We start from the raw sequence: 26,439 nt of genomic DNA on the forward strand, positions 1-26,439 counted from the left end.
CTTTCGCCGCCGATTCCGATGAAGCGCAACTTCCCGTTCGCGGTGCTGGCCACCGCCGCCTTGCTGACGATCGCCGGCTGCGGCACCAACGTCGTCAATCCGGTCACCGGCCGCACCGAACGCAGCGCGATGAGCCCGCAGCAGGAAGTCGCGACGGGCCGTCAGGCGCATCAGGACGTGCTCAAGGAGTATTCGGTCGTCGACGACCCGAAGCTGCAGGCCTACGTCACCGCGTTGGGCAACAAGCTGGCGGCGCAGTCGCACCGGGCGGAACTCGAGTGGCACTTCACCGTCCTCGACAGTCCGGAGGTCAACGCCTTCGCGCTGCCGGGCGGCTATGTCTACGTCACGCGGGGCATCCTCGCGTACATGGAGAACGAGGCCGACCTCGCCGGCGTCATGGGGCACGAGATCGGCCACGTCACCGCGCGGCACGGCGCGCAGCGCGCGACGCGCCAGCAGAACGCCGGCATCGGCGTGCTGGCGGCGACGGTGCTCGGCGCGGTGCTCGAATCGCGCGGCGTCAGCGGCGCCACGGACATCGCGGGTCAGGTCTCGCAGAACGCCGCGGCGGGCTACGTCGCGTCGTACAGCCGCGAACAGGAACTGCAGGCCGACCAACTCGGCGCCGAGTACCTCGCGCGCAACCGCTACGACCCCAAGCACATGGTCGACGTGATCCAGGTCCTGAAGGACCAGGAACAGTTCGCGGCCGACCAGGCCAAGGCACAAGGCAAGCAGCCGCAGAGCGGCAACAGCTGGCTGGCCTCGCACCCGAGCAACGAGCAGCGCCTGCAGCGCATCCGCGACGAGGCGGCGCAGCTGACCGGCGACCAGCCGGTCGACGAGAACCGCGCGGCCTTCCTGCAGGCGATCGACGGCATGGTCTTCGGCGACAGCCCGTCGCAAGGGCTGGTGCGTGGACAGCAGTTCCTGCATCCGACGCTCGACATCGCGTTGACCCGCGCCCACGGGCTGGGCGCTGCAGAACGGCAGCGAGACGCTGACGGTGATGAGTCCGCAGCGCGATGCGGCGCTGATCCTGCAGCGGGTGCCGGAGAAGGCCGGCACGGTGCACGACGACATCCTGCGCCGCTGGGGCGCGGAGCAAGGCCGCACCGACGCGAAGACGATCAACGGCCTGAAGGCCACGCACTTCAGCGGCGTGCGCAAGAACGCGCAGGGCCAGCGCGGCAATGCCGAGATCACGCTGATCACGAGCGCCAAGGGCGCGGTGTACGCGCTGGTCTATGCGTCGAAGGACGGCCAGTCCTTGCAGGTGCGGCGAGCCGCGCTCACGCAGGCGGAGGAGAGCTTCCGCGCGCTGACCGCCGATGACAAGAAGTTGGCCAGGCCCTGGAAGGTTGCACTGCGGCCCTACCCGGCCGGCGGCTTCGCCGAGATGGCGAAGACCTCGGTGATCAGCGAGGCGCAGTTGAAGCTGCTCAACGGCCGCTACGGCGGTGAAGCGCTGCCGAAGGTCGGCGAACGCGTGAAGACGGTCATCGCAGCACCCTGAGCCCAAGAAACGACAAGCCCCGCAGTCCTCGGTAGCAAAACCGATGAAGTGCGGGGCTGATGGGGGACGGCAGGTCGCAGGGTTTTGGCGCTGGCCGCCAAGGCCCTGCGACCTGGCGGCCAACGCCCCGCCCTCTGCAGGTAGGCGTCGACCCGCCGCCCGCTACGGCATCACTTCTGCTGCGCCGCCCCCCAGGTTCCGCAACCAGAACTGCTCGTACTTCCGATGCCAGCCCACGGCCTTCACCGCGCCGCCGAGTGCGTGCTCGCCGTCCGGATCCAGGAAGAGTTCCACGAGTCCTTCCTTGCCTGATTCCAGCAGCGCGCGGTACACGTTGACGGTGTCCTGGTAGAGGACGTTGGGGTCCTGCATCCCGTGCACCAGCAGCAGCGGTTTCTTGAGGTTCTTGGCCAGCGGCAGCAGCGAGTATTTGCGCAGCACGGGCTTGGTCCGATCGACCTTGCCGATGGTGCGTCCGCTGTACCAGCTGTTGTAGTTCTCCCATTCGGTCGGGCCTGCGCCCGCGATGCCGGCCGCGAACAGGTCGGGCTTCGTGTACATCGTGTACTGGGTCTGGAAGCCGCCGAAGCTCCAGCCGTTCAGGCCGATGCGCGCGCCGTCGACGCCCAGGTTGGCCTTCATGTAGGCGGCCAGGTCCTCGAGGTCTTCGGTCTGCGGCGCGCCCGGCTTCTCCCAGTTGGCGTCGGCGAACTTCTCGCCGTAGTTGGAGTGGCCGCGCGGGTCCACCGTCACCGTGACGTAGCCGTGCTTGGCGGCCATGTACATCGCGAAGACGTAGCCGGTCGGCTGGAAGCTGTCGGTCTCGACCGAATGGCGGTCGTTGAGCGGGCCGCCGTAGGTGTAGACGATCGCCGCGCGCTTGTCGCTTGGTGCCCAGCCCAGCGGCTTGAAGACGTAGGCGGGGATGGTGTCGCCATGGCGGTTCTTGAAGCTGAAGCGCTCCGGCCGCAGCACGTCGACCTGCGCCCAGGCGGGATCGTGGCTCTGCGTGAGCAGCTTGCCCGCTTCCGCGCCGGCTGCAGGCGCCTGGCCCTTCAGCAGCTTGAGTTCCGGACGCTCGGCCCAGTTGCCGGCCACCGCCGCGGCCCACTGGCCGTTGCGCGCCACGACCGCGTTGCGGTGGTAGTCCGGCGAGCGGCCCAGCGCCGTCATGCGGCCGTCCTTCAGGTCGACGCGCCAGACGTTCATCGCCGCGTAGTCGTCCTTGTTGGCCACGACGAACATCGTCTTCGCATCCGGCGTGAAGCCGAGCACCTGGAAGGCCTCGAACTCGCCGGTCAGCAGCGGCTTCACCGAGCGGTCCGCGCCGGCCGCCAGGCTCATCGCGTAGGGCTGGCGCCAGCCGTTGTCCGCCAGGATCAGCACCAGCTGCTTCGAGTCCGGCGTGAACGACGGCGTCATCACGTTGACCAGCTCGTGGTGGATCGGCGCGCGGCGCTCCAGCACCATCTCCGGCTTCGCGTCGCCCGGCTTGCCGAGGTAGACGCGGAACTGGTCCTTCTCGCGCTCGAAGGTCGTGAACGCGTAGAAGCTGCCGTCGCGGGCCCACACGACCGGCGAGATCTCGAACCAGCTGTCGCCGCCCGGATGCGTGAACACCGGCTGCGGCTGGCGTTCCGGCGCGGCGCCGGGTGTCGGCACCTTGCGCACGTAGATCGCCATCGAGGGCACGCCACGCTTGTCGTCGGAGACCTCGCGGTCGACCTTCTTCGCGGTCGCCCAACGGTCGTTGAAGTTCATGATCTCGACCTGCCGGCCCGGCTTGGGCAGCGGCTTGCCGTCGGCGCCGACCAGCGGCGCATTGGCGACCAGCGCCATCCAGCGGCCGTCCTCGCTCATCGCGGTCTGAGCGATCTTGAACTTGCGGTCCTCGTCGTCGGGGTTGAACAGCTCGCGGTTGATCACCTCGATGCCGGCCGTGGCCAGACGCACGCGCAGCACGCGGGTCTCGTCCTGGACGATCAGGAACTGGTCGTCCGGCGCATAGGCCACCGGCTTGAGCGTGCGACCGGTCGCGAGCAGCGGCTCGGCGCGCTCGCTGCCGGCCTTCCAGCGCAGCAGCTGGCCGCGGTAGGCCAGGACGAGTTCCTCGCCCTTGGACGCCCACACGAACTGCGCCACGCCGGGGTACAGGTCCTCGGGCTTGAGCTTCTCGCGCTCGCGCTTCTTCTTCAACTCGTCGCGGAGCTCCCACAGCGCCATGTCCTTGGGATCCTTGGCCGGCTTCTTCGCCTCGGGCGCAGAAGCGCCGGAGGCGGGTGCGGCGGCCGCGACCGCGGCGTCGCCCCACGCGGCCTTCTCGGCGGCCTTGCGGGCCTCGTCGCGGGCCTTGCGCTCGGCCAGCTCGACCTTCAGCTCCTCGATGGCCTTGCGCTCCCATTGCTCAAGGTCGACCGCCTCGCCGCGCAGGTAGGCGGCCTGCGCCTCCTCGCGCGCCTGGCGCTCGGCCAGTTCGTCGCGCTTCTGCTTGAGCTTCTTCGCGTAGCGGTCCAGGTTCTCGGGGGTCTCCACCGCCGCCATCAACGTCGGCGACGTCAGGCGCAGCGTCTTGCCCGTCTGCGTGTCATGCACGTACAGGTCACTGCCGGGTTCCCCGAACGGGTTCCACAGGTAAGCGACGTAACGGCCGCTCGCGCTGAACTTCGCGTCCTTGGCGGACTCGCCGCGATAGGGCTCGGCGCGGAACAGCTGTTCCAGCGTCAGCGGCCGGTTGGTCACGGCCACGGGCGCGGCCGAGGATGCCGGGGTGGTCTGTGCCAGCGAGCCTTCGCTCGCGCCCAGTCCCGTGGCCAGGGTCGCCAGCACCAGGGAAGTCAGGATCCATTGCTTCAATCGTTGCTCCACGCCCCGCGGGTTCGGCAGGGACGCGGGATTCTAGGGACGCCCTCAACAACTGCTTACCGCTGCGATGTCCACCGCATCCGTCAAGCGCGCGTTAACTGTCCATACTTTCCCTAGGCAGGCCCTTTCCGGACGCTTTGCCCATGACCTCCGGCAGGGGGCTGGTCGCAAGACGAACGGAAAGCACCAAAGAGAGGCATTCGATGAAGCACCTGATTCAACGCATCCTCGGCGCCGTGGCGCTGACGGCTGGCGCGCTGGCCGCGCCGGTGGCCTTCGCGGGCGACGTGGGCGTGTCCATCAGCGTCGGGCAGCCCGGCTTCTACGGCCGGATCGACGTGGGCAACGTCCGTCCCGACGTGGTGTACGCGCAGCCGATGATGATCGAGCGCGTCTACGCGCCCGCCCCGCCGCTCTACCTGCGCGTGCCGCCGGGGCATTACCGCTCCTGGGCGCGCCATTGCGGCTACTACCGGGGCCTGCGGCCGGCAGGTGTATTTCGTGCGGGAGGACTGGTACTCCCGCGCCTATGCGCCGGCGTATTACGGCCGCCCGCATGTGCATCCGATGCCGGTGTACGCGCCACCCCCGCCGCGGTGGGATCCGCCGCGCCGCGACCATTGGGACGGCCGCCGCGACTGGCACGACCATCGTGACGACCGCCGCGGCTGGGAAGGTCGTCGCTGGGACGAGCGCCGGGATGACCATCGCGGTGGCGACCGCGGCGGCTGGGATCGTGGAGACCGGGGCGATCGAGGTGATCGGGGCGACCACGGTCACGGCCACGGACGGCATCGCGACTGACAGACGGGCCGCGGGGCCTCGCGTATAGTGGTCGGCTTACACACCAGCAAGGTGTGATTCACAGCGCCGACGTATGTTCGCAAAAGTCCTCGCCGCTCTCGGTCTGCTGACCTGCGTGTTCCTCGCGATCGACATGGCCTTGCCGCGCCGGCATCAACTGGCCTGGCGTGGCTGGTTGAAGCGGACCGCCCTCCGCATGAACGGGTTCAGCCTGCGTGGTCGCTTCAATTCCCGCGACCGTCGCCGCGCGGCGCACGATGCGGCACTCGACGCCATCGCCCGCGCGAAGCACCGCTCGGGCACCTGGGACGGCAACGTCTATCACGGCGACGACTTCGAGCAGCGGCAGCGGCGCAAGCCGCATTGATGACGGCGCTGCGACACCGCCCTTGACCTTCACGAAAACGGCCTCTCACGAGGCCGTTTTCCATGGCGCGCATGGCGCGCCGCAAGAGGCCACTCAGCGCCGCGCCAGCACCGGCTCCAGCGCCTTCCCGGTGTGCGTCCCCTGCGCCACCAGCGTCTCCGGCCGGCCTTGCGAGACCACGAGCCCGCCCGCCGAGCCGCCTTCCGGCCCGAGGTCCAGCACCCAGTCCGCCTCCGCGATCACGTCGAGGTCGTGCTCGATGACGACCACGCTGTGCCCGCCGTCCACCAGCCGGTGCAGCACGCGGATGAGCTTCTCGACGTCCGCCATGTGCAGCCCCACCGTCGGCTCGTCCAGCACGTACAAGGTGTGCGGCGCCTTCTGGCCGCGGCGCGTGACGTCGTCGCGCACCTTCACCAGCTCGGACACCAGCTTGATCCGCTGCGCCTCGCCGCCCGACAGCGTCGGGCTCGGCTGCCCCAGCGTCAGGTAGCCCAGTCCCACGTCCTGCAGCAGCTTCAGCGGATGCGAGATCGAGGTCATCGCGGCGAAGAACTCCACCGCCTCGTCGATCTCCATCTGCAGCACCTCGCCGATGCTCCTGCCGCGCCAGCTCACCGCCAGCGTCTCCGGGTTGAAGCGCTGTCCGTGGCACTGGTCGCAGAGCACCTTCACATCCGGCAGGAAGCTCATGGCGATCGTGCGCATGCCCTGACCCTCGCAGCCCGGGCAACGGCCCTCGCCGGTGTTGAAGCTGAAGCGGGCCGGCGCGTAGCCGCGCGCCTTCGCTTCCAGCGTCTCGGCGAACAGCTTGCGGATCGCATCCCAGAAGCCGATGTAGGTCGCCGGGCAACTGCGCGGCGTCTTGCCGATCGGCGTCTGGTCGACTTCGAGCACCCGGTCCACCTGCGCGTGCCCCTCGATCGCGTCGCAGCCGATCCACTTCGACGGCGCCCGACGCAGCGGCACGGCCGCGGCCATGTTGGCCAGCAGCACGTCCCGCGCCAGCGTGGACTTGCCCGACCCCGACACCCCCGTGATCGCCACCAGTCGATGCAGCGGCACGTCGACCGTCACGCCACGCAGGTTGTGCAGCGATGCGTTCAGCACCGTCAGCTTCGGCGCCTCGGTCTCCATGACGCGGCGCTCCTTCAGCGGGTGCACCAGCGGTCTCGACAGGAAGCGGCCCGTGAGCGAATCCGGGTTCTTCGCGATCTGCTCCGCCGTGCCTTCGGCGATCACGCGACCGCCGCGCTTGCCCGCGCCCGGTCCGATGTCGATGATGTGGTCGGCGCGCCGGATCGTGTCCTCGTCGTGCTCGACGACCACCAGCGTGTTGCCCTTGTCGCCCAGCGTCGCCAGCGCCTTCAGCAGGATCTGGTTGTCGCGCGGATGCAGACCGATGGTCGGCTCGTCCAGCACGTAGCAGACGCCCTGCAGGTTGCTGCCGAGCTGCGCCGCCAGCCGGATGCGCTGCGCCTCGCCGCCCGACAGGGTCGGTGCCGCGCGGTCCAGCGTCAGGTAGCCGAGTCCCACTTCCTCCAGGAACTCCAGACGGCCCTTGATCTCGACGACCACGTCGCGCGCGATCTCCGCGTCGCGGCCGGTCAGCACCAGGCCGGCGATCCACTCGCGGGCGTCCTTCACGCTCCACGACGCGACCGTGCCGATCGTCTCGTGCTCGAAGCTCACCGCGCGCGCCACCGGGTTCAGCCGCGCGCCGTGGCAATCGGGACACGGCGCATCGCTCAGGTCCTCGATCTCGGCTTCTTCCGCGGGGAAGCTCTGCTCGCGGCCGCGGTTGTCCTTGTCCTGCTGCGTGTCGTCGAGCGCCTTGCGCTGCTCGCGCGTCAGCGCCAGGCCCGTGCCGACGCAGGTCGTGCACCAGCCGTGCTTGGAGTTGTAGCTGAACAGCCGCGGATCGAGTTCCGGATAGCTGGTGCCGCACTGCGGGCACGCCCGCTTGGTGGAGAACACGCGCAGCTCGCCGATGCCGCGCGTCGGCTTCCCGCTGCGCAGCGCCTCGTGCAGGCCGTCCAGGGGCGACAGCACATGCACCACGCCCTTGCCGTGATCCAGCGCCTTGGCCAGCAGCTCGCGCAACTCGGCCTCGGTCTCCGGCGTGATCGTCATGTCGCCGACCGGCAGCTCGATGCTGTGCTCCTTGAAGCGGTCCAGGCGCGGCCACGGGCTGGTCGGCAGGAATTCACCGTCCACGCGCAGGTGCGTGTGGCCGCGCTGCTTCGCCCATTTCGCGAGGTCGGTATAGACGCCCTTGCGGTTGACCACCAGCGGCGCGAGCAGTCCGATGTGCACGCCCTTGTAGTCGCGCAGCAGCTGCGCGGCGATGGCCTCGACGCTCTGCGGTTTCACCGGCGTGCCGTCGTTCGCGCAATGCTGGACGCCCAGCTTCACGTAGAGCAGCCGCAGGAAGTGCCAGACCTCGGTCGTCGTCGCGACCGTGCTCTTGCGCCCGCCGCGGGACAGGCGCTGCTCGATGGCGACGGTCGGCGGGATGCCCCACACCGCGTCGACCTCGGGCCGGCCCGCCGGCTGCACGATCGAGCGCGCATAGGCGTTCAGCGATTCCAGGTAGCGGCGCTGTCCCTCGTTGAACAGGATGTCGAAGGCCAGCGTGCTCTTGCCCGATCCCGACACGCCGGTCACGACGTTGAACTTGCCGCGCGGGATGCTGACGTCGACCGACTTGAGGTTGTGCTCGCGCGCGTTGACGATGCGGATCACCTCGTCTTCCTGGCGGCGCCGGCGCAGCAGCGACTGCAGCGGCTGGCCTTCCGAGACCTTGACCGGCGCGCGGTCCATCTCCAGCGCGTACTCGCGCAGGGCCTTCGCGGTGTGCGAGGTCGGATGGTCCTTGAGATGCTCGGGCGTGCCCGTCGCGACGACCAGCCCGCCGTCCTCGCCGCCCTCGGGGCCGAGGTCGATCACCCAGTCCGACGCGCGGATCACGTCGAGGTTGTGCTCGATCAGGATCAGCGAGTGCCCCGCCGACAGCAGCTTGCGCATCGCGCGCATCAGCTTGGCGATGTCGTCGAAATGCAGGCCTGTCGTCGGCTCGTCGAACAGGAACAGCGTGCCCTTGGTCGCCGTCGCCTGGCGCGGCTTGGACGCCGCCTCGGCCAGGTAGCCGGCGAGCTTGAGCCGCTGCGCCTCGCCGCCCGACAGCGTCGGCACCGGCTGCCCCAGCGTCAGGTAGTCGAGCCCGACGTCCGACAGCGGCTGCAGCTTGTTGAGCACCTCGCGGTCGACGCTGAAGACGTTGAGCGCCTCGGCCACCGTCAGCTCCAGCACGTCCGACACGCTCAACTGCCGGCCGGCGCGCTCGAGCTTGACCTCGAGCAGCTCGGCGCGGAAGCGCTTGCCGTCGCAATCGGGGCAGCGCAGGTAGACGTCGGACAGGAACTGCATCTCGACGTGCTCGAAGCCCGAGCCGCCGCAGGTCGGGCAGCGGCCGTCGCCCGCATTGAAGCTGAACATGCCCGCGCCGTAGCTGCGCTCCCTGGCCATCGGCGTATCGGCGAAGCGCTTGCGGATCTCGTCGAAGACACCGACGTAGCTCGCCGGGTTCGAGCGCGCCGTCTTGCCGATCGGCGACTGGTCGACGAAGACCGCGTCGGCCAGCCAGTCCGCGCCCCAGCAGCCGGTCGTGCTGGCCGGGCGTCTCGGTGGCCTGGCCGAACCAGCGCGCCAGCGCCGGATACAGCACGTCCTGCATCAGCGTGCTCTTGCCCGAGCCCGACACGCCGGTCACGGTGACCATGCGCTGCAGCGGGAACTCGACGCTGACGTTCTTGAGGTTGTGCTCGCGCGCGCCTTCGAGGATCAGGCGCGGCGTGCTCTCCTCGACGACGCGCTTGAGGCCCATGCCCACGTGCTTGCGCGCGCCCAGGTAGGCGCCGGTCAGCGTATCGGCCGAACGGATCTGCGCGGGCGTGCCGTCGAAGACGATCTGCCCGCCCTGCTGGCCCGGCCCCGGGCCCATGTCGATGAGCCGGTCCGCCGCCAGCATCACGGCCGGGTCGTGCTCGACCACGACCAGCGTGTTGCCCGCGTCGCGCAGCCGCTGCATCGCCTCGACGATGCGGTTCATGTCGCGCGGGTGCAGGCCGATGCTGGGCTCGTCCAGCACGAACAGCGTGTTGACCAGCGAGGTGCCGAGCGCCGTCGTCAGGTTGATCCGCTGCACCTCGCCGCCGGACAGCGTGCGGCTCTGCCGGTCCAGCGTCAGGTAGCCGATGCCGACGTCGACGAGGTACTTGAGCCGGTTGCGGATCTCGTCGAGCAGCAGCTTGAGCGCCTCGTCGAGCAGCGAGCCCGGCAGCTGCAGCTCGTCCATGAAGCGTCTGAGCCGATGGATCGGCAGCTGCATCAGGTCATGGACGGACAGGCCCGGCAGCGCCTCGAGCTGGACGCGGTTCCACTTCACGCCCTCGGGCATGAAACGCAGGTCGGGCGGGAGCGCCGCGTCGGCCAGCGCCTTCGAGCCGACGCGCCACAGCAGCGCCTCGGTCTTGAGCCGCGCGCCGCGGCAGGTCGGGCACTCGGTGTAGCTGCGGTACTTCGACAGCAGCACCCGGATGTGCATCTTGTAGGCCTTGCTCTCCAGGTACTCGAAGAAGCGGTTCACGCCGTACCACTGCTTGTTCCAGTTGCCGTTCCAGTTCGGGCTGCCGCCGATGACCCAGTCGCGCTGGGCCTGCGTCATCTGGTTCCAGGCGGTGTCGCGCGGGATGCCCGCATCGCCGGCGTACTTCAGCATGTCGTCCTGGCTTTCCTTCCAGGCCGGCGTCTGCATCGGCTTGATCGCGCCGCCGCGCAGCGTCTTGCGCTCGTCGGGGATGACCAGGCCCAGGTCCACGCCGATCACCCGGCCGAAGCCGCGGCAGGTCTCGCACGCGCCCATCGCCGAGTTGAACGAGAACAGCGCCGGCTGCGGATCGGCGTAGCGGATGTCGCTCTCCGGGCAATGCAGGCCGGTCGAGTAGCGCCACAGCGTCGGCTCGACGCCCTCCACCGCGCTGAGCACATGGACCGTCAGGCGGCCGCTGCCGCGCTTGAGCGCCAGCTCGATCGCCTCCATCGCCCGCGCCTGCTCGACGCCCTGGATGCGGAAGCGGTCGGCCACGACGTCCAGCACCTTGCGCCCGTTGACGACGCGTTCGGACTGCACGCGCGTGAATCCGGAGGCGGACAGCCACTGCTCGACCTCGCCTGCGCTGACCGACTCGGGCAGCTCGACCGGGAAGGTCAGCACCAGGCGCGGGTCGTCGCCCACCGTCCGCGCCAGCAGTTCGGCATAGATCGTCTGCGGCGAGTCATGGCGGACCGGCAGCGCGGTCTCGCGGTCGAACAGGTCCGCGCCGCGCGCGAACAGCAGCTTCAGGTGGTCGTTGAGCTCCGTCATCGTGCCGACGGTGGAGCGGCTGGTGCGGACCGGGTTGGTCTGGTCGATCGCGATGGCGGGCGGCACGCCCTCCACCTTGTCGACCGCCGGCCGGTCCATGCGGTCCAGGAACTGGCGCGCGTAGGCGGAGAAGGTCTCGACGTAGCGGCGCTGGCCCTCGGCATACAGCGTGTCGAAGACCAGGCTGGACTTGCCCGACCCGCTGGGCCCGGTCACCACCGTCAATTCCCCTGTGCGGATGTCCAGGTCGAGGTTCTTGAGGTTGTGCTGGCGGGCGCCCCGGATGCGGATATCGGAATCGGACATGTGGTGTGGGCCTTGGAGCCTCGGAACAGGCAGTGGGCGATGATTCTAGGGAGCGGAGGTGCCACGAAGTGGCAGCAGCGGCCAAGCCGGCGCGCCTGACGACCGTGACGACATGGTGGTAAGCAAATGCAAGCAGGCAACCGCTCAGCAAGCCTTCCCCTACCTCTTGTCAAGGCCTCCGAATGATGACTTCCGCACACTTGCTAGTCTCCGGGGGCTGCGGCGACGATGGACCCCGTCGTCGCCGAGCAACACCGGTCCCCGGTTCCACCCGAACGGCGGACGACATACCTAGGGATTACCCGCATCCCGATCGGATCGCGGGCGACAAGCGACATGGACAGAAACGACGGCCATTCCACTCACGAGATCCCCGAGACCACGCTGGTCTTGATGACCTCGGACGCGTCCGCGAAGCCCTCGCCCCCGTCGTCGATGGCCGACGCCTCCGTGTCCGGCCAGCGTCCGGCGCCCGGCGAGCCCTTCGTGCTGCTGGTCGAGGACAACCCGATCAACCAGGTCGTCGCGCTGGAATTCCTGGCGCTGATGGGACTGAAGACGCAACTCGCGCGCAACGGCCAGGAAGCGCTGGACCTGTGCGAACAGGCGGCGCCGAGCCTCGTGCTGATGGACATCCAGATGCCGGGCATGGACGGCCTGGAATGCGCGCGCCGGCTGCGGGAGCAGCAGGCGCAGGGACGGCTGCCCCGCTTCCCGATCCTGGCGCTGACGGCGCACGCGCTGGACAGCGACGTCGCGGACAGCCTGAAGGCCGGCATGGACGAGCACCTGACCAAGCCGCTCGACTTCCTGACGCTGCGCCGCCGGCTGGCGCGCTGGCTGGATCTGCCGCAGCTCAACGACTGACCCCCGCGAGGGATCCCTCCCACGAGGGACGAGGCGTCGCCACAACGAGGGAACGCTCGTTATTTCGAGGGTCTTTGATCGCGCGCAAAGCTGGCAGGAATCCCCCGTCGTAGCACTGGCATTGAACGGCGCGTGCGTGCTCCACTTTCGATCCGCACCCGATGTCCGGGTGTGACGTCAGGAGTTGCGCATGTACCCGATTCCCTCCTACCACCCCTCCGAGATCATCCAGGCACAGATCCATCTGGCGGCACTTGAGGATCGCAAGACCGACGCCGAGATCCTGTCGAAGGCAGCACAGCTGTACTTCAGGATCCGACAGCAGGTGCGATCAGGACGCGTCATCGGCCTGGTCGATCCAGAGCGAAAGGATCTGCTGGCCGAAGAGATCGTGGAGATCTGATGCCCGTGAGCGACAGCAATATTGCGGAGCCCATCTTCAGGGCGTCGATAGAGCCGCCAGAGCCCCCCGCCGACGGCAAGGTCCGGCGACTCAAGGACCTCACCCTTTTCTTCGTCAGCACCTTCATTCTCTTGACCCTGGTCGGCTTCAGCGTGTTCGTGCTGACCGACGCCTGCGTGGCCGAGGAAGAGCGAAAGTGGGCCACGTCAACGCTGACGATGGCCTTCGGCGGGGTGCTGGGTTGGCTCATCAAGCGATGAGTCCGCCCATGCACCACGCTCACCCGATTTCGAGAAACCGCTGCACGATCGCGAAGTGCTCCGGCACGTTCAGCGCGGGCGCATGGCCGCAGCCAGGGATCGTCACCACCTCCGCCCGCGGACCGCGCACGCGCATCGCCTCGGCCGTCTCCGGCAGCAGAAGATCCGAGGTCTCGCCGCGCAGGCACAGCACCGGCAGGCTCAGCGAGTCCCATTCGGTCCAGCGCTTGTAATCGTCCGGATGGACGAAGAACTGGCGCACCATCGCCGGGGTCGTAATGCGGCGTCACGCGCCCGTCGGGCAGCCGCCGCACCGAGGTCTCCGTCAACCGGCGCCACTGCGCGTCGCTCATCCAGCCGTAGGGCTGATAGATCTGGCGGAAGTACTGTTCCAACTCGGACACCGTGTCGAACGCCGACGGCGCCCCCGCATAGCTGCGGATGCGCTGGATCGCCGGTTCCGCGAGCTCCGGCCCGATGTCGTTGAGCACCAGCCGCCGGATGCGCCCGCGCAAGGATGTCGCCGCCGCCAGCAACCCGATCGCGCCGCCCATCGAGGTGCCGATCCAGTGAAGCTCCTTCAGCCCCAGTTGATCGACGAGCGCCACCGCCAGCTTCACATAGAACGCGAGGCAGTACTCGTTGTCCGGATCCGGACTCCATTGCGACAACCCTCTTCCGAGGGTGTCCGGGCACACCACGAAGTAGCGACCTGCCCCCGCCAGGTGGGAGGCCAGTTCGTCCATGTCGCGCCCGGTGCGGGCCAGGCCATGCCACGCGATCACCGGCTCGCCGGCCGGATCGCCCCAGGCCTGGTAATGGATCTCGCGGCCTTCGCAGCGCAGGTAGTTCGACGTCGACTTCAAGTTCCCCTCCCCGCCTGCCGCAGACGCCCGACCAGTCCGTTCGGGAAGTGGTACACGGCCAGCACGAACAGCACGCCCAGCCACAGCAGCCAGCGCTCCGGCGCGATCAGCTGCGACAACACCGGCACGCCTTCCACCGCCGACGCGCCGATGCGCATCAGGTCCTGCAGGTAGCTCTGCGCGAGCACGAACAGCGCGCTGCCGATCACCGCGCCGTAGATCGTGCCCATGCCGCCGATCACGACGATCAGCAGGATGTCCAGCATGATCTCGAAGGATAGCGAGGTGTCCGGCCCGTTGTAGCGCAGCCAGATCGCCAGCAAGGCGCCCGCGAGGGTCGCGAAGACCGCCGCCAGCAGCGTCGACAGCGTGCGGTAGGTCACCAGGCGGTAGCCGATCGCCTCGGCGCGGAAGTCGTTGTCGCGAATGGCCTGCAGCACGCGCCCGAACGGGGAATTGACGATGCGCAGCAACGCGAGCACCAGCACGACGGTCACGACGAACAGCAGGTAGTAGCTCAGCAGCCGGCCGTCGACGGAGACGCCGAGCACGGGCTCCTCGAGAAATTCGGTCGACGGCGACAGCAGCTCGGGCAGCCGGAAGTTCAGACCGTCCTCGCCGCCGGTGAAGTCGGACAGTTGCGAGGCCAATCCCTGGAAAGCCGCCGCGACGGCCAGCGTGATCATGGCGAAGAAGATCGCCTTCACACGCAGCGAGAACAGACCGATGACCAGCGCGAGCAGCAGCGACAGCACCAGCGCGCCGCCGATGCCGACGACGAGCGCGGCGAAGCCCGGTTCCATCCGGGAGCTCGCGATGGCGACGCCGTAGGCGCCGATGCCGAAGAACATCGTGTGCGCGAAGCTGACGATGCCGGTGTAGCCGAGCAGCAGGTCGTAGCTGCCGACGAGCACGATGAACACGAGGATCTTGGCCGCCACGTTGAGCGCCCGGGTGCCGGGGAACACGAACGGCGCCAGCGCGAGTCCGAGCACGGTCAGCAGCAGCAGCGCCGCCAGCACGCGGCTGCGCGGCAGGTCATGCGACAGCAGGGATCGGATCAGGGTCATCAAGGATCGCTCCGTTCAACGGCGTCCGACCGGATAGAGGCCCTGCGGCCGCCACAGCAGCACGGCGACCATCAGGCCGATGTTGGAGAACAGGGCCGCCTTCGGCGCAAGGAAGCCGCAGTAGTTGGCCATCAATCCGACCAGCACCGCGCCCACGAAACACCCCAGCGTCGAGCCCAGCCCGCCGATGATGATCACGATGAAGATCAGCGTGTTGACCTGCGCGCCGATCTGCGGGACCACGCTCTGCTGGTAGAGCCCCCACAGCACGCCGCCCAGCCCCGCGAGGCCCGAGCCGGCGACGAACACGGCCACGAACAGACGTCGGATCCGATAACCCAGGCTCTCGACCATCTCCCGGTCCTGGACGCCGGCGCGGATCAGCAGGCCCAGCTTGGTCCGGTTGAGCAGCCAAAGCAGTCCCGCGAAGACCACCAGGCCCACGACGACGGCCAGCAGCCGGAACTTCTCGACCGCCACGTCGCCGAGCACGAGCGCGCCCCGCAGCGACTCCGGCGGCTGCAGCGGGATCATCTGCGCGCCCCAGACCAGCTTGATGAGCTCCTCGCCGATGATCATGCCGCCCATCGTGATCAGGATCTGCTTGAGGTGCATGCCGTAGACGGGCCGCACCAGCACGCGCTCGAAGACCAGGCCCAGCGCCGCGGCGCTGACGATGCCGGCCAAGGCCGCCACGGCGACCGCGATCAGGTTGGCCGCCAGCGACGGACTCGCCACGAATCCGCCGTAGGTGTTCATCGCGCCCATCACCGTCGTCGCGACGAAGGCGCCGAGCGCGATGAACACGCCGTGGCCGAAGTTCAGCACGTCCATCAGGCCGAAGATCAGCGTCAGGCCCGAAGCGATGACGAAGACGATCAGCCCCATCGCGAGGCCGGCGATGGTCAGCGTCGCCCAGCTCGACATCGAGCCGATCAGCGGCAGCGCCGCCAGCGCCAGTCCGACGATCAGCAGCAGCGGGATCGCGTCGAAACGTGCCTGGGGCACCGGAGAGGTATCGTTCATTGATGTGCCGCCAGCGAAAGGCCGAGCAGCCGCTGCTGCAGCGCCTCATCGGCCGCCAGGTCGGCCATGCGGCCCGCATGCACGACGCGGCCGTCGTCCATGACCGCGACGCCGTCACCCAGCGCCTGGGCGACCATGAAGTTCTGCTCCACCAGCAGCACGGTCGTCCGTGCGCCGTCGCGGCCCCGCTGGATCTCCCGCAGCGCCTCGATGAGGTTGCGGATGATCGCCGGCGCCAGCCCCTTGGTGGGCTCGTCGATCAGCAGCAGCCGGCGCGGCTCGACCATCGCGCGCGCGATCGCCAGCATCTGCTTCTGCCCGCCGCTCAGCTTGCCGGCGGGATACAGCCAGAACTTGCGCAGCGCGGGGAACAGCCCGAACAGCCAGTCCAGCCGCGTGGTGTCGAGGTCGTCGAGCGAGCGGGCGCCGCGTGCCGCCAGCAGCAGGTTCTCGCGGACCGTCAGGTCGCCGAAGATGCCCATGTTCTCCGGGACGTAGGCGATGTCCAGGCGCGCGATCTCCGGCGTCGGAACGGCCTGGATCTCGCGGTCGTCGAGCAGCACGCGACCTGCGCTCGCGCGCCAGAGCCCCATCACCGTGCGCAGTGTCGTGGTCTTGCCCGCGCCGTTTCGGCCCAGCAGCATCGTCACTTCGCCTTCGGCGACGGCCAGGTCGACGCCGTGCAGGATGTGATACGCCCCGATGTGCGTATGCACGCCGTCGAGGCACAGCAGCGTCCTTCTCAACGGCGCGCCCGCCGATGCGACCACGTTCATGCGGCCTCCGGCATCGCCAGTCCCAGGTAGGCGCTCTGCACCACCGGCGAGGCGATCACCGCCTCGGGTTCGCCGTCCGCGACCAGTTGCCCGTTGTGCAGCACGACGATGCGGTCGGCCAGTTCCCGCACCACGTCCATCTTGTGCTCCACGAGCAGGATCGTGTGCGTCCCCTCCGCCTTCAGCGCGCGGATCAGGTCGAGGATCACCGGCACCTCGTCGACGCTCATGCCCGCGGTCGGTTCGTCGAACAGATAGACCTTGGGCTTGAGCGCCATCAGCATCGCGACCTCCAGCTTGCGCTGGTCGCCGTGCGGCAGGCTCGCGGCCGGCGCGTCGACGCGATGCCCGAGCCGCACGCGCTCGACGATCGCGCGCGCCTCGTCGAGCAGCTCGCGATGGTTCAGCCACACGGAGAACATCCGCAGGCCCTCCCCGCGCCGCGATTGCACGGCGAGGCGCACGTTCTCGAGCACGCTCAGCGTCGGGAACAGCTGCGTCAGCTGGAAGGCGCGCCCCAGTCCGCGCCGCGTGCGCAGCGGCGCGGCCAGGCGCGTCAGGTCCTCGCCGTCGAGCAGCACCCGACCCGCGCTCGCGCCAAGCTGCCCCGAGATCAGGTTGAAGTAGGTCGTCTTGCCGGCACCGTTCGGCCCGACGATGGCGGTCAGCGTGCCCGGGCGGAAGGCGCAGCTGACACGATCCACCGCCGTGTGGCCGCCGAACCGGATGGTGAGGTCATGGGTCTCGAGCATGCGTGCGGAAAGCTTCCAGGCGCGATCGCCGCCCTCAGGGGCAGGTGCCGATCACGTAGTAGTTGGGGCCGGTCTGCTTCAGCGTCGTCGTGATGAAGACGTTCCACAGGCCCATGTTCTGGTTGGAGCCGTTGGCCAGGGCATATCCGCCACTCTGATGGGCGCGCCCCGCCGTCGTGTGGGCATAGTTGGTCGCGGTGAAGCAGGTGGCCGCGGCGCCGGTCGTGGTCCCGCTGACCGGGGCGGAAGCGGCGCCCTCGATGCCTCCGCCGTCGACCGCACGCACGGTCCAGCTGTAGGTGGTCGCAGGAGACAGGCCGGTGTCGCCGTAGCTGGTGCCGGTCACGGCCGACGCGTTGACCTTGGTGCCGTTGCGGTAGACGTTGTAGCCCGACGCGCCGGTGACGGCGGCCCAGCCGATCGTCATCGTGGTGTTGGTCGCACCGGTGGCCGTCACCGACGCCGGCGCCGGCAGCGTGCCGGGCGTGCCGCCGCCGCCCGAGGACACCTGGTCCACCATGGCCTTGATCGCCGCGATCTGCGTGCCGGCCTTCTGCGCGAAGTTCGAGCCGTACCAGCCGACCCAGTCCCAGCAACCGTTCGGGTTGGGCAGCAGGCCGCTGGCCGAGGTCGATCGCGAGGTGTTGTCGACCTTGGTCTGCGGGAACAGCACGACGATGTTGTTGGTGTCGGCCCAGCGCGAGAAGCCGGTGTTCCTCACGAACTTGTCGCCGATGGTTGCGTAGTTCTGCTGGCAGCCGTGCAGCGCGACGTGCAGCTTGCAGACCTGGCCGGCCGCGCAGTTGGCCGGCACGTAGGCCCAGCCGGTCGCCGCGAGGCCGGGGTTGGTGCTGAACGCGGTCTGGTCGAACTCGATGTAGTTGGCCGCGGCGGGGCTGTTGTTGCGCGCGCTCAGCGTGCCGTAGAGCTTGGTGAGCACGGCCTTCGCGCCGTCGTAGCCGCAGTTGGCGATGTAGGGCGACGCACTGGTGCCGCAGCTGTTGTTGCCGGTGGCGTCGAAGTCGGTGGGCAGCACATGGGCGGTACCGCTGCGCTGGACGTACTCGAGGTTGGCCGCCGTGACGCCGTTGTTGAGGTACTGCGTCTGCACCGCGTTCATCGGATTGGGACCGACCGTGGTGTCGCTCGTGCCGACGAACAGGTAGACCTTCTGCGAGGCGACGTTGCTCTTGGCGTCGATCGCCGTGCCGCTCCAGTTGTTGAGGTCGGCCTGCATCGTGTTCAGCGCGGACGACGAGATCGTCGCGTTGTACATGCAGGCGGTGTAGTTGCTGTGGCCGGCGCACATGTACGGCCCGCCGGCGAAGACGCCGACGCCCTTGAACGTCGATGAATGCGCGTAACCGAGCTGGTTGGCCATGAAGCCGCCCGAGGACAGGCCTGACACGGTGATCTGGGTCTTGTCGATGTTGAGCGAGGGCAGCGGCACGGCGGCGTGACCGACGCCCGCCGACAGGAACGACGCGGCCACCACGGCGGTGGGAACGAGAAAGCGGACAGCGGAACTTCTGACAACGGATGACTTCATCGGAAACCTCCTGGATGTCGACGGACCTTCAACGCTGGATGCTGGTCGCTCAGCGCTCAGCGCTTGTTGCGAATCGGAATGTTCATCTCCTCCGGCTTGATCTCGCGCACCAGCTCGGGCACGCCCCAGGCGAAGGCCGGATCCACCTTGATCCTGAAGTGGTACATCGACTGCATCGCCTGGTGGTCCTCGGGCCGGAAGGTCATGCGGCCCTTGGGTGTCTCGAAGCTCATGCCCTCCATGGCCTTGATGAGCTTGTTGGTCGCCGTGTCGCCCCCGGTCTTCTTGAGCGCCTCGACGACCGCGATCGCCGCGCTCATGCCGCCGGCGGTGAAGAAATCAGGCGGCGTCTTGAACTGCTTGTAATGGTTGGCGACCAGCCATTCATTGACCGGGTTCTTCGGGATGCCGAAGTAGTAGTAGGTCGCGCCTTCCATGCCGGGCAACGCCTTGTACGCGGCCATCGCGGGCAGGATGTTGCCGCCGGTGGCGATCTCGATGCCGTAGCGCTTGAGGTCGAGATCGGCGATCTTGAACGGGTTCCCCGCGCCGGCCCAGATGATGAAAATCACCTTGCGGCCGGGCTGGTCCTTGAGCCGGTCGATGAGCCGCTGCGCACCGGCGGTGAAGTCGGTCGTGGTGGTCGGCAGGTATTCCTCATGGACCAGCTTGGCCTTCTTGATCGCATCCTTGAAGGCCTTCACGCCGTCACGGCCGAAGGCATAGTCCTGCGCCAGCGTCGCGATCACGGTGCCCGGCTTGTCGAGCGCCACCGCGTTGGAGATCGCATCCTGCGAGCTGTTGCGGCCGGTCCGGAAGATGTATTTGTTCCACTTGTCGCCGGTGATCGAGTCGGCGACCGCGGGCTCGACCAGCAGGATCTTCTTGTGCTCCTCGGCCACCGGCAGCAATGCAAGCGCGACGCCGGACGAGGACGGGCCGACGGCGATGTCGGCCTTGTCGTCCCCGTAGGCCGCGGCCAGCAGGCTCTTGCCCACGTCGGGCTTGCCCTGGTCGTCCTTCTCGATGACGACGAGCTTGCGGCCCGCCACCGTCATCGTGCCGCCGGTCGCGTAGTCCAGGCCCATCAGGAAACCGGTCTGCGTCTGCTTGCCGTAGGCCTCGAGGGGGCCGGTGCGGCTGTAGACATGGGCGATGCGGATTTCCTTGCCTTGCGCAAACGCCGCGGTGGTCGCGCCGAAAGCGGCGGACAGCGCCAAGACCGCACCGGTCGCGGCGCGGATGAAGCCATGGGTCATGGAACTTGTCTCCTGTTGGGGCGGATCGGTCGTGCGCCGGTCTCGAGGAGCCTCCTTCGCAAGGTCCATGCCGACGTCGGTCGGCCAGGCGCGGGCGCTCCACGACTCAGGGGGCATCCCTCCGGGAACCCCCAGAGTCATTCCGGCCCCAACGAGGCTCGCTGACCTCGCGCCTATCCGTGAGACCGGTGGGATCGGCTCCCGGAATGACAACGCCGCTGTCCGGGTTCCAGACAGCGGCGTGCGGTGGCGATCAGAACCTTGTCCGGAAATCGGGCAGTGTCCGGAGTCCAGACAGCAGCGCCGTTCGGCGCGCCGTTGGGTAGGCGTCAGGTGCGGAAGGTCGCCACGTGTTCGTTGAGCAGCCTGGCCTGCTGCTGCAGCGATTCGGCGGCGGCAGCGGTCTCTTCAACCAATGCCGCGTTCTGTTGCGTCATGTCGTCCAGGTGCTTCACGGCCTGGTTGATCTGGGCCAGTCCGTCGGACTGGCCCGCGCTGGACTGGCTGATCTCGGCGACCGTGCCGCTGACCTGCTGCACCGACTGCAGGATCTGACCCATCGCTTCGCCGGCGCGACCCACCTGGGCGCCGCCCGCGTCGACGCGCGAGACCGAGTCGTTGATCAGCGCCTTGATCTCCTTGGCCGCGTTGGCGCTGCGCTGCGCGAGCGCGCGCACTTCCGAAGCCACGACCGCGAAACCTCGACCCTGCTCGCCCGCGCGGGCCGCCTCGACGGCCGCGTTCAGGGCGAGGATGTTGGTCTGGAAGGCCACGCCGTCGATGACGGAGATGATGTCGGCGATCTTGCGGCTGGCGCCGGCGATGCCGTCCATGGTCTGCACCACTTCGCCCATCACGTCGGCGCCGAGCTTGGCGCGATCGGCCGCACCGATGGCCAGCTGATTGGTCTGGTGCGCGGCCTGCGCAGAGTGCGTGACCTGTTGCGTCAGCTCATGCATCGACGCCGCCGTCTGCTGCAGGCTGGAGGCCGCCTGCTCGCTGCGCTGCGACAGGTCCTGGCTGCCCATCGCGACCTCGCGCGACGCATGCTGGATGGAGTCCGTGGCGTCGCGGATGGCGCGCACCAGATCGCTGAGTCGGCCCTGCATCGCGGCGACCTGCGTCAGCACCTGGCCGATCTCGTCGTTGCCCACATCCTCCCGACCCATCACCTGCGTGCGCAGATCGCCGTTGGCGACGGCCTCGACGACCTCGCGCATCTGGTTGAGCCGGCGCTTGAGGCCGCGCGCGAACCATTCGACCGCGACCAGCGCGGCGATGCCCACGGCGATCACCAGCGCCAGCGCGACCGTCGCGTCGCGACGGGCGATGCCGGACACGTCGTCGATGTAGACGCCGGAGCCGATCACCCAGCCCCAGGGCTTGAAGCCGGCGACGTAGGAACGCTTCGGTTCCGGATCCTTGGCACCGGGCTTGGGCCACAGGTAGTCGACGAAGCCGCTGCCCTGCGCCTTGACCGTGTCGACGAATGCGACGAACAGCTTCAGGCCGTTCGGGTCCTTGTTGCCGGACAGGTCCTTGTCGTTGAGCTCCGGCTTGATCGGATGCATGACCATCTTGGGCGTCATGTCGTTGATCCAGATGTACTCGTTGCCGGAGTAACGGATCTTGCCGATCTCGGCGGCGGCCTGCTTCTTCGCGTCGGCCTCGGTGAGGCCGCCGGCGCCGATGCGGTCGAAGTGGCGCTTGGCGATCTGCTCGGCGTTCTTCACCTGCTCGACCGTCGTGATCATCTTGACGTCCAGCAGGCTCATCGCGGAGCGGTGGCTGAGCCACATCACGAGGACGACGAAACCGACCACCGCAGCCAGCACCGCCACGCGCAGCTTGGTGGCCATCGTCCAGGCCCGAGGGGGCGTCCCCTTCGAGGTCGTCCGGGCGCCGGAGGGCGCGTCCGCATGCAAGCCGGTCGCAGTCGTGGTGAGCGTGTTCATGAAGTCTCCTGGGCGGGCCGGTCCATCCGGTCCTCGTCGTCTGCCCTGGTCTCGAATATGCGCATGTCGCACGGTGTGCGGCAAGCCCCTCGAACCCTCGATGAAGCCCTTGAACACAGGCCAAACGTGACGATGTGACGTCGCGTCCTCCCTCCATTCAGGGGTCGTGCGCTGCCGTACGCGTCAGGCTGAGGCGAGCTCGGGGTATTTCGCCAGCTTCTCGTAGAGCGTGGCGCGGGAGATCGCCAGCAGCCTCGCCGCGGCGACGCGGTTGCCATTGGTGCTCCTCAAGGCCTGCGCGATGGCGGCGCGCTCCAGCTCGGCCTTGCGGGCGGGCAGGGTCTCCGGGGGACCGAGCCCACGTTGCGAAGGCCGGTGCCCCTCCTCGCTCCCACTTCTCCTCACGCTCGAAAGGTCGCTCGGAGGGGCACCGGCCTCCGCAACGTCCGCATCGCTCGTGGTGATCGCGGTGGGCGCGGTGGCGGTGGTCGGGGTCGCCGTCTCGTGGAGTCCGAAATGCCTCGGGAGCAATTCGTCCTCGTCGCTCATCAGGAAGGCCTGTTCCAGCGCGTTGCGCAACTCGCGCACGTTGCCGGGCCAGGTCTTGCCTTCGAGCGCCCGGAGCGCCGCGGCGCTCAAGGTCTTCGGCGCCAGGCCGCTGCGCCGCGTGATGTCCGCCAGCAGGACCTCGACCAGCGTCTCGATGTCCCCGCACCGCTCGCGCAGCGCGGGCAGGCGGATCGGCAGGACGTTGAGCCGGTAGAAGAGATCGGCGCGGAACTCGCCGCGCTGCACCATCGCCCCGAGGTCGCGGCTGGTCGCCGCGATCACGCGGACGTCGACCTTCACGACCTCGTTGCTGCCCAGCGGCTCCAGCTCCTGCTCCTGCAGCACGCGCAGCAACTTGGCCTGCAGCGCCGGGGGCATGTCGCCGATCTCGTCGAGGAAGAGCGTGCCGCCGTCGGCCAGCCTGAACTTGCCGTCGCGCCCCTTGCGATCGGCGCCGGTGTAGGCGCCGGGCGCGACGCCGAAGAACTCCGCCTCCAGCAGCGTCTCCGGCACCGCGGCGATGTTCACCGACACGAGCGGCTTCGCCGCGCGCCGGGAGGCCGCGTGGATGGCGTGCGCAAGCAGCTCCTTGCCGGTGCCCGTCTCGCCGAGCAGCAGCACCGTCGCCTCGGTCTGCGCGACGCGGCGCGCATGGCGCTTGACCTCGACCGCGGCCGCGCTCGATCCGACGAAGTCGACGATGCGGTGCTTGGCGCGGCGGTTGCGGGACTGCTCGGCGGCGAGCTGTCGTCGCGTGTCGTCGAGCTCCGCTTGCAGGCACGCGAACTTGTTCATCAGCGGCTGCATCGTCGTCTCGGGATGGTCCAGCAGGACCATGCCCATCGCGCCGATGACGTCGCCGCCCGGCCCGCGCAGCGGCAGCCGGCTGACGAGGAAGGTGCCCGCCTTGTTGGTCAGCAGGTCCACGAGGATGGGCTGGCCGGTGTCGATGACCTGCGCCATCAGGGTGTTGGGGACGACTTCCTCGACGCGGCGGCCGACGAACTCGGATTCGTCGCGGAAGCCGAGCGCGGGCAGGAAGCGCTTGTAGCCCTCGCTGATCCAGACGACGCGGTGCTCGCGGTTGACCACCATCGCGCCCTGCGCGGTGCTGGCCAGCACGTCGAACATCGACTGCGCCGCCAGCCGCAGCACCGCTTCGGCATCCTGGGGAATGTCGTTCATGGCTTGTCTCCTGGACGTTCGTCCTGGCCTTTGTCCCGGGCGCCTCGGGGGCGGCCCGCGGGTGTCCGGGTCGGGCTGCCGCCGCGCGGCGCCGCCTCGGATCTGATGCGGACCAATGTAGCAGCCGCCTCGCCGGTGCGAGGGCCGTCCCGGGAGGCGAACGCCCTGGGGAATCCCCGAGGCGGTCGTCGAGCCGCACAGGAGGCGATCCGGCTATAAACCGCCCTCATGGCCATCGTGGATTCCTGGACTTCGGCGCGGGCGGCAAGGCAGGTGCTGTCGTTGGCGCACAAGCTGCTGTCGGAACGCGGGCAGGCGAACAGCCTGGGCCTGGCCCATGACCTGATCGGCCGCATGGGGGCGCTGCCCGTGGACGCCTGGCCGGCGGTCTTCGACAGGCTGGCCGCCGATTTCAATCCCGTGCCGGACGCGGTGCTGCGCGCCGCGCAGGCCTATGCCGACGCGCCCGGCACCGAGACGCTGCGTCAGCTGACCGACGTCAGCGAGCCGCCGCGGCAGGAACTGTTCCGCCGCCTGAACCGCGCGCCCGGCGGCACGGGCACGCTGGTCCGCATGCGGCGCCGGCTGCTGGAGGGCCTGTCCTCGCACCCGGACTGGCGCATGGTGGACGCCGACCTGCTGCACCTGCTGTCCTCATGGTTCAACCCGGGCTTCCTGGAGATGCGACAGGTCGACTGGCACTCGCCGGCGCACCTGCTGGAGCAGATCATCCGCCACGAGGCCGTGCACGCGATCGACGGCTGGGACGACCTGCGGCGACGCCTGCTGCCGGACCGGCGGCTGTTCGCGTTCTTCCATCCGCAGCTGCCGAACGAGCCGCTGATCTTCGTGGAGATCGCGCTGCTGCCCGACATGCCGGACGCGATCGCGCCGCTGATCGGCAAGCGCAGCGAACCGATGCCGCCGAACAGTTTCAAGGCCGCCGTCTTCTATTCGATCAGCAACTGCGAGCCGGGGCTGCGCGGCGTGTCGCTGGGCAACTTCCTGATCAAGCGCGTGGCCGAGCATCTGAGGCAGGAGCTGCCGCGGCTCAAGCAGTTCTGCACGCTGTCGCCGATCCCGGGCTTCGCGGCCTGGCTGCAGGCGATCCGGGCGACGGACGACGAGTCCGCCGCCCTCTCCGCGCTTTCCGGCCTGAAGCCGGCGCAACGCGCGCGCACCGCGGAAGCGCTCGCACGATTGAAGCACCACACACCGGCCGAGCTCGCCAGCCCGGGAGCCCTCGACGACGAGGCCCTGCAGGCCGACCTGCGCCGCCTGGCCGCCGTCTACCTCATCGCCCAGACGCCGCTGCCCGGCGGCGACCCGGTCGCGCGGTTCCACCTCGACAACGGCGCCCGCCTGGAGCGACTCAATCCCGGCGGCGACCGCTCGGCCAAAGGACTGAAACAGTCGCACGGGATGATGGTCAATTACCTCTACGACCTCGACCGCATCGAGCAACACCACGAAGCCTTCACCCAGGGAGAGATCGCGACGGCGCGCGCCGTGGGCGGTCTGCTCTGACCCTTCCGCATCCTCTTTCCGCAACCCTTGCCTACCGACACCGTGGCCCGCAGAGGCCCACAGGACCCACAGGAGACACGCATGACCCAGAGTTCCACGACCCGCCGCCGCCTGCTGGGCGCCGCCGCCCTGGCTTCCCTGTCCGCCGCGGGCGCGGGCATCGCGCCGTCGGCATTCGCGCAGGCCGCCTGGCCGAGCCGGCCGGTGGTCATCGTCGTGCCCTTCCCGGCCGGCGGCGGCACCGACGCCTTCGCGCGGCCGCTGACCGCCGTGCTGACCAAGCAGACCGGCAAGCAGTTCATCATCGACAACAAGGGCGGCGCCGGCGGCACCGTGGGGGCGACGATCGCGTCCAAGGCCGCGCCGGACGGCTACACCTTCTTCATGGGCGCGGTGCATCACGCGATCGCGCCAGCGATGTACCCGAAGCTCGACTACAAGCTCGAGGAGGACTTCATCCCCGTCGCCCTGGTCTCCAGCGTGCCGCAAGTCATCGTGATCAATCCGCAGAAGGTGCCCGTCACCGACGTGAAGGGCCTGCTGGAGCTGCTCAAGAAGAACCCCGGCAAGCTGAACTACGGCTCGGCGGGCAACGGCACCTCGCACCACCTGGCGGGCGAGCTCTTCAAGCTGCAGACGCAGACCTTCATCACCCACATCCCCTACCGCGGCGCCGGCCCGGCGCTGCAGGACCTGATGGCGGGCCAGGTGGACCTGATGTTCGACGGCCTGGGCTCGTCCGCCGCACACATCCGCGGCGGCCGCATCAAGGCGCTGGCGGTGGCCTCCTCCAAGCGCGCGCCGGGTTTCCCGGACATCCCGAGCGCCGTGGAAGCCGGCATCCCGCAGTACCAGGTCGCCACCTGGTACGGCCTGTGGGCCCCCGAGGGCACGCCGAAGGAAGTGATCGCCGCGATGCAGGCCGAACTCCGCAAGGCCTACGCGACGGAGGAACTGAAGAACATCTGGACCGGCCTGGGCACCGACATGCCGACGCTCTACGGCGACGCGTTCGGCAAGTTCGTGCACGGCGAGGTCCTGCGCTGGGCCGACGTGGTCAAGCGCAGCGGTGCGAAACTGGATTGATCCTCGATCCGATAGCGATTGCCTGA

18 protein-coding genes and 2 pseudogenes are annotated in these 26,439 nt (G+C 68.8%); 9 read left to right on the plus strand and 11 right to left on the minus strand.

Annotated elements, in window-relative coordinates:
- The first annotated feature begins 18 nt into the window (after nucleotides 1–18).
- A complete protein-coding gene (locus tag ACFJIX_RS02580) occupies nucleotides 19–1,338 on the plus strand; it encodes a M48 family metalloprotease (RefSeq protein ID WP_377157541.1) in 1,320 nt (439 codons plus the stop codon).
- A 7-nt stretch (nucleotides 1,339–1,345) separates the two neighbouring features.
- Entirely contained in the window at nucleotides 1,346–1,519 is a 174-nt protein-coding gene (locus ACFJIX_RS02585; protein WP_377157543.1) for a hypothetical protein, read from the plus strand.
- 162 nt (nucleotides 1,520–1,681) lie between these two features.
- On the opposite strand, the gene ACFJIX_RS02590 is transcribed toward ACFJIX_RS02585, so the two are convergent.
- Entirely contained in the window at nucleotides 1,682–4,372 is a 2,691-nt protein-coding gene (locus ACFJIX_RS02590) for a prolyl oligopeptidase family serine peptidase (RefSeq protein WP_377157544.1), read from the minus strand.
- A 212-nt stretch (nucleotides 4,373–4,584) separates the two neighbouring features.
- On the opposite strand from ACFJIX_RS02590, the gene ACFJIX_RS02595 reads away from it, so the two are divergent.
- Nucleotides 4,585–5,037: a hypothetical protein gene (locus ACFJIX_RS02595; protein WP_377157545.1), complete on the plus strand. Its 453-nt coding sequence runs from the start codon at nucleotides 4,585–4,587 to the stop codon at nucleotides 5,035–5,037.
- A 221-nt stretch (nucleotides 5,038–5,258) separates the two neighbouring features.
- The gene (locus ACFJIX_RS02600; RefSeq protein WP_377157546.1) at nucleotides 5,259–5,552 is read left to right on the plus strand and encodes a hypothetical protein; all 294 of its coding nucleotides are present in this window, start codon (nucleotides 5,259–5,261) and stop codon (nucleotides 5,550–5,552) included.
- Nucleotides 5,553–5,645: 93 nt separating this feature from the next.
- On the opposite strand, the pseudogene uvrA reads toward ACFJIX_RS02600, so the two are convergent.
- Nucleotides 5,646–11,283: pseudogene (gene uvrA, locus ACFJIX_RS02605) on the minus strand (excinuclease ABC subunit UvrA).
- A 336-nt stretch (nucleotides 11,284–11,619) separates the two neighbouring features.
- On the opposite strand from uvrA, the gene ACFJIX_RS02610 reads away from it, so the two are divergent.
- From ACFJIX_RS02610 to ACFJIX_RS02620, 3 genes are all read left to right on the plus strand, one after another.
- Complete coding sequence (locus ACFJIX_RS02610) at nucleotides 11,620–12,150, plus strand: response regulator (RefSeq protein ID WP_377157548.1); 531 nt, start codon at nucleotides 11,620–11,622, stop codon at nucleotides 12,148–12,150.
- A gap of 190 nt (nucleotides 12,151–12,340) precedes the next feature.
- Nucleotides 12,341–12,553 carry a hypothetical protein gene (locus ACFJIX_RS02615; RefSeq protein ID WP_377157550.1) on the plus strand — a complete coding sequence of 71 codons (213 nt, stop codon included), beginning with the start codon at nucleotides 12,341–12,343 and terminating at the stop codon, nucleotides 12,551–12,553.
- Nucleotides 12,554–12,558: 5 nt separating this feature from the next.
- On the plus strand, nucleotides 12,559–12,813 hold the full coding sequence (locus ACFJIX_RS02620; RefSeq protein ID WP_377157551.1) for a hypothetical protein: 255 nt from the start codon (nucleotides 12,559–12,561) through the stop codon (nucleotides 12,811–12,813).
- Nucleotides 12,814–12,832: 19 nt separating this feature from the next.
- Here ACFJIX_RS02620 and ACFJIX_RS02625 read toward each other — a convergent pair.
- The 9 genes and pseudogenes from ACFJIX_RS02625 to ACFJIX_RS02665 form a co-directional block, all read right to left on the minus strand.
- Nucleotides 12,833–13,679, minus strand: a pseudogene (locus ACFJIX_RS02625) (alpha/beta fold hydrolase).
- Complete coding sequence (locus tag ACFJIX_RS02630; protein ID WP_377161570.1) at nucleotides 13,676–14,743, minus strand: branched-chain amino acid ABC transporter permease; 1,068 nt, start codon at nucleotides 14,741–14,743, stop codon at nucleotides 13,676–13,678. The pseudogene ACFJIX_RS02625 and the gene ACFJIX_RS02630 overlap by 4 nt, the downstream one beginning before the upstream one ends.
- A gap of 21 nt (nucleotides 14,744–14,764) precedes the next feature.
- Complete coding sequence (locus ACFJIX_RS02635) at nucleotides 14,765–15,775, minus strand: branched-chain amino acid ABC transporter permease (RefSeq protein WP_377157553.1); 1,011 nt, start codon at nucleotides 15,773–15,775, stop codon at nucleotides 14,765–14,767.
- Complete coding sequence (locus ACFJIX_RS02640; protein ID WP_377157555.1) at nucleotides 15,772–16,551, minus strand: ABC transporter ATP-binding protein; 780 nt, start codon at nucleotides 16,549–16,551, stop codon at nucleotides 15,772–15,774. Before ACFJIX_RS02640 ends, ACFJIX_RS02635 begins: the two co-directional genes overlap by 4 nt.
- Nucleotides 16,548–17,303 carry an ABC transporter ATP-binding protein gene (locus ACFJIX_RS02645; RefSeq protein ID WP_377157557.1) on the minus strand — a complete coding sequence of 252 codons (756 nt, stop codon included), beginning with the start codon at nucleotides 17,301–17,303 and terminating at the stop codon, nucleotides 16,548–16,550. Before ACFJIX_RS02645 ends, ACFJIX_RS02640 begins: the two co-directional genes overlap by 4 nt.
- Nucleotides 17,304–17,337: 34 nt before the next feature.
- Entirely contained in the window at nucleotides 17,338–18,852 is a 1,515-nt protein-coding gene (locus ACFJIX_RS02650) for a fibronectin type III domain-containing protein (RefSeq protein ID WP_377157558.1), read from the minus strand.
- A 56-nt stretch (nucleotides 18,853–18,908) separates the two neighbouring features.
- Complete coding sequence (locus ACFJIX_RS02655) at nucleotides 18,909–20,111, minus strand: substrate-binding domain-containing protein (protein ID WP_377157560.1); 1,203 nt, start codon at nucleotides 20,109–20,111, stop codon at nucleotides 18,909–18,911.
- 329 nt (nucleotides 20,112–20,440) lie between these two features.
- Nucleotides 20,441–22,066, minus strand: a complete 1,626-nt coding sequence (locus ACFJIX_RS02660) for a methyl-accepting chemotaxis protein (protein WP_377157561.1) — start codon at nucleotides 22,064–22,066, stop codon at nucleotides 20,441–20,443.
- Nucleotides 22,067–22,249: 183 nt separating this feature from the next.
- Nucleotides 22,250–23,800 carry a sigma-54 interaction domain-containing protein gene (locus tag ACFJIX_RS02665; RefSeq protein ID WP_377157562.1) on the minus strand — a complete coding sequence of 517 codons (1,551 nt, stop codon included), beginning with the start codon at nucleotides 23,798–23,800 and terminating at the stop codon, nucleotides 22,250–22,252.
- Between the two features lie 228 nt (nucleotides 23,801–24,028).
- Between ACFJIX_RS02665 and ACFJIX_RS02670 the strand changes: the two genes are divergently transcribed.
- A complete protein-coding gene (locus ACFJIX_RS02670) occupies nucleotides 24,029–25,327 on the plus strand; it encodes a malonyl-CoA decarboxylase domain-containing protein (protein WP_377157564.1) in 1,299 nt (432 codons plus the stop codon).
- An 81-nt stretch (nucleotides 25,328–25,408) separates the two neighbouring features.
- Complete coding sequence (locus ACFJIX_RS02675) at nucleotides 25,409–26,413, plus strand: Bug family tripartite tricarboxylate transporter substrate binding protein (protein WP_377157566.1); 1,005 nt, start codon at nucleotides 25,409–25,411, stop codon at nucleotides 26,411–26,413.
- Nucleotides 26,414–26,439: the final 26 nt, after the last annotated feature.

The organism is Roseateles sp. UC29_93 (assembly GCF_042695725.1).
GTDB lineage: Bacteria > Pseudomonadota > Gammaproteobacteria > Burkholderiales > Burkholderiaceae_C > Roseateles > Roseateles noduli_A.

Excerpts from the sequence above, each read along its gene's own strand:
- ACFJIX_RS02675 (WP_377157566.1), top strand. The coding sequence starts at position 25,409 with ATGACCCAGAGTTCCACGACCCGCCGCCGCCTGCTGGGCGCCGCCGCC.
- ACFJIX_RS02670 (WP_377157564.1), top strand. The coding sequence starts at position 24,029 with ATGGCCATCGTGGATTCCTGGACTTCGGCGCGGGCGGCAAGGCAGGTG.
- ACFJIX_RS02655 (WP_377157560.1), bottom strand. The coding sequence starts at position 20,111 with ATGACCCATGGCTTCATCCGCGCCGCGACCGGTGCGGTCTTGGCGCTG.
- ACFJIX_RS02640 (WP_377157555.1), bottom strand. The coding sequence starts at position 16,551 with ATGAACGTGGTCGCATCGGCGGGCGCGCCGTTGAGAAGGACGCTGCTG.
- ACFJIX_RS02635 (WP_377157553.1), bottom strand. The coding sequence starts at position 15,775 with ATGAACGATACCTCTCCGGTGCCCCAGGCACGTTTCGACGCGATCCCG.
- ACFJIX_RS02580 (WP_377157541.1), top strand. The coding sequence starts at position 19 with ATGAAGCGCAACTTCCCGTTCGCGGTGCTGGCCACCGCCGCCTTGCTG.
- ACFJIX_RS02660 (WP_377157561.1), bottom strand. The coding sequence starts at position 22,066 with ATGAACACGCTCACCACGACTGCGACCGGCTTGCATGCGGACGCGCCC.
- ACFJIX_RS02645 (WP_377157557.1), bottom strand. The coding sequence starts at position 17,303 with ATGCTCGAGACCCATGACCTCACCATCCGGTTCGGCGGCCACACGGCG.
- ACFJIX_RS02650 (WP_377157558.1), bottom strand. The coding sequence starts at position 18,852 with ATGAAGTCATCCGTTGTCAGAAGTTCCGCTGTCCGCTTTCTCGTTCCC.
- ACFJIX_RS02600 (WP_377157546.1), top strand. The coding sequence starts at position 5,259 with ATGTTCGCAAAAGTCCTCGCCGCTCTCGGTCTGCTGACCTGCGTGTTC.
- ACFJIX_RS02665 (WP_377157562.1), bottom strand. The coding sequence starts at position 23,800 with ATGAACGACATTCCCCAGGATGCCGAAGCGGTGCTGCGGCTGGCGGCG.
- ACFJIX_RS02615 (WP_377157550.1), top strand. The coding sequence starts at position 12,341 with ATGTACCCGATTCCCTCCTACCACCCCTCCGAGATCATCCAGGCACAG.
- ACFJIX_RS02610 (WP_377157548.1), top strand. The coding sequence starts at position 11,620 with ATGGACAGAAACGACGGCCATTCCACTCACGAGATCCCCGAGACCACG.
- ACFJIX_RS02595 (WP_377157545.1), top strand. The coding sequence starts at position 4,585 with ATGAAGCACCTGATTCAACGCATCCTCGGCGCCGTGGCGCTGACGGCT.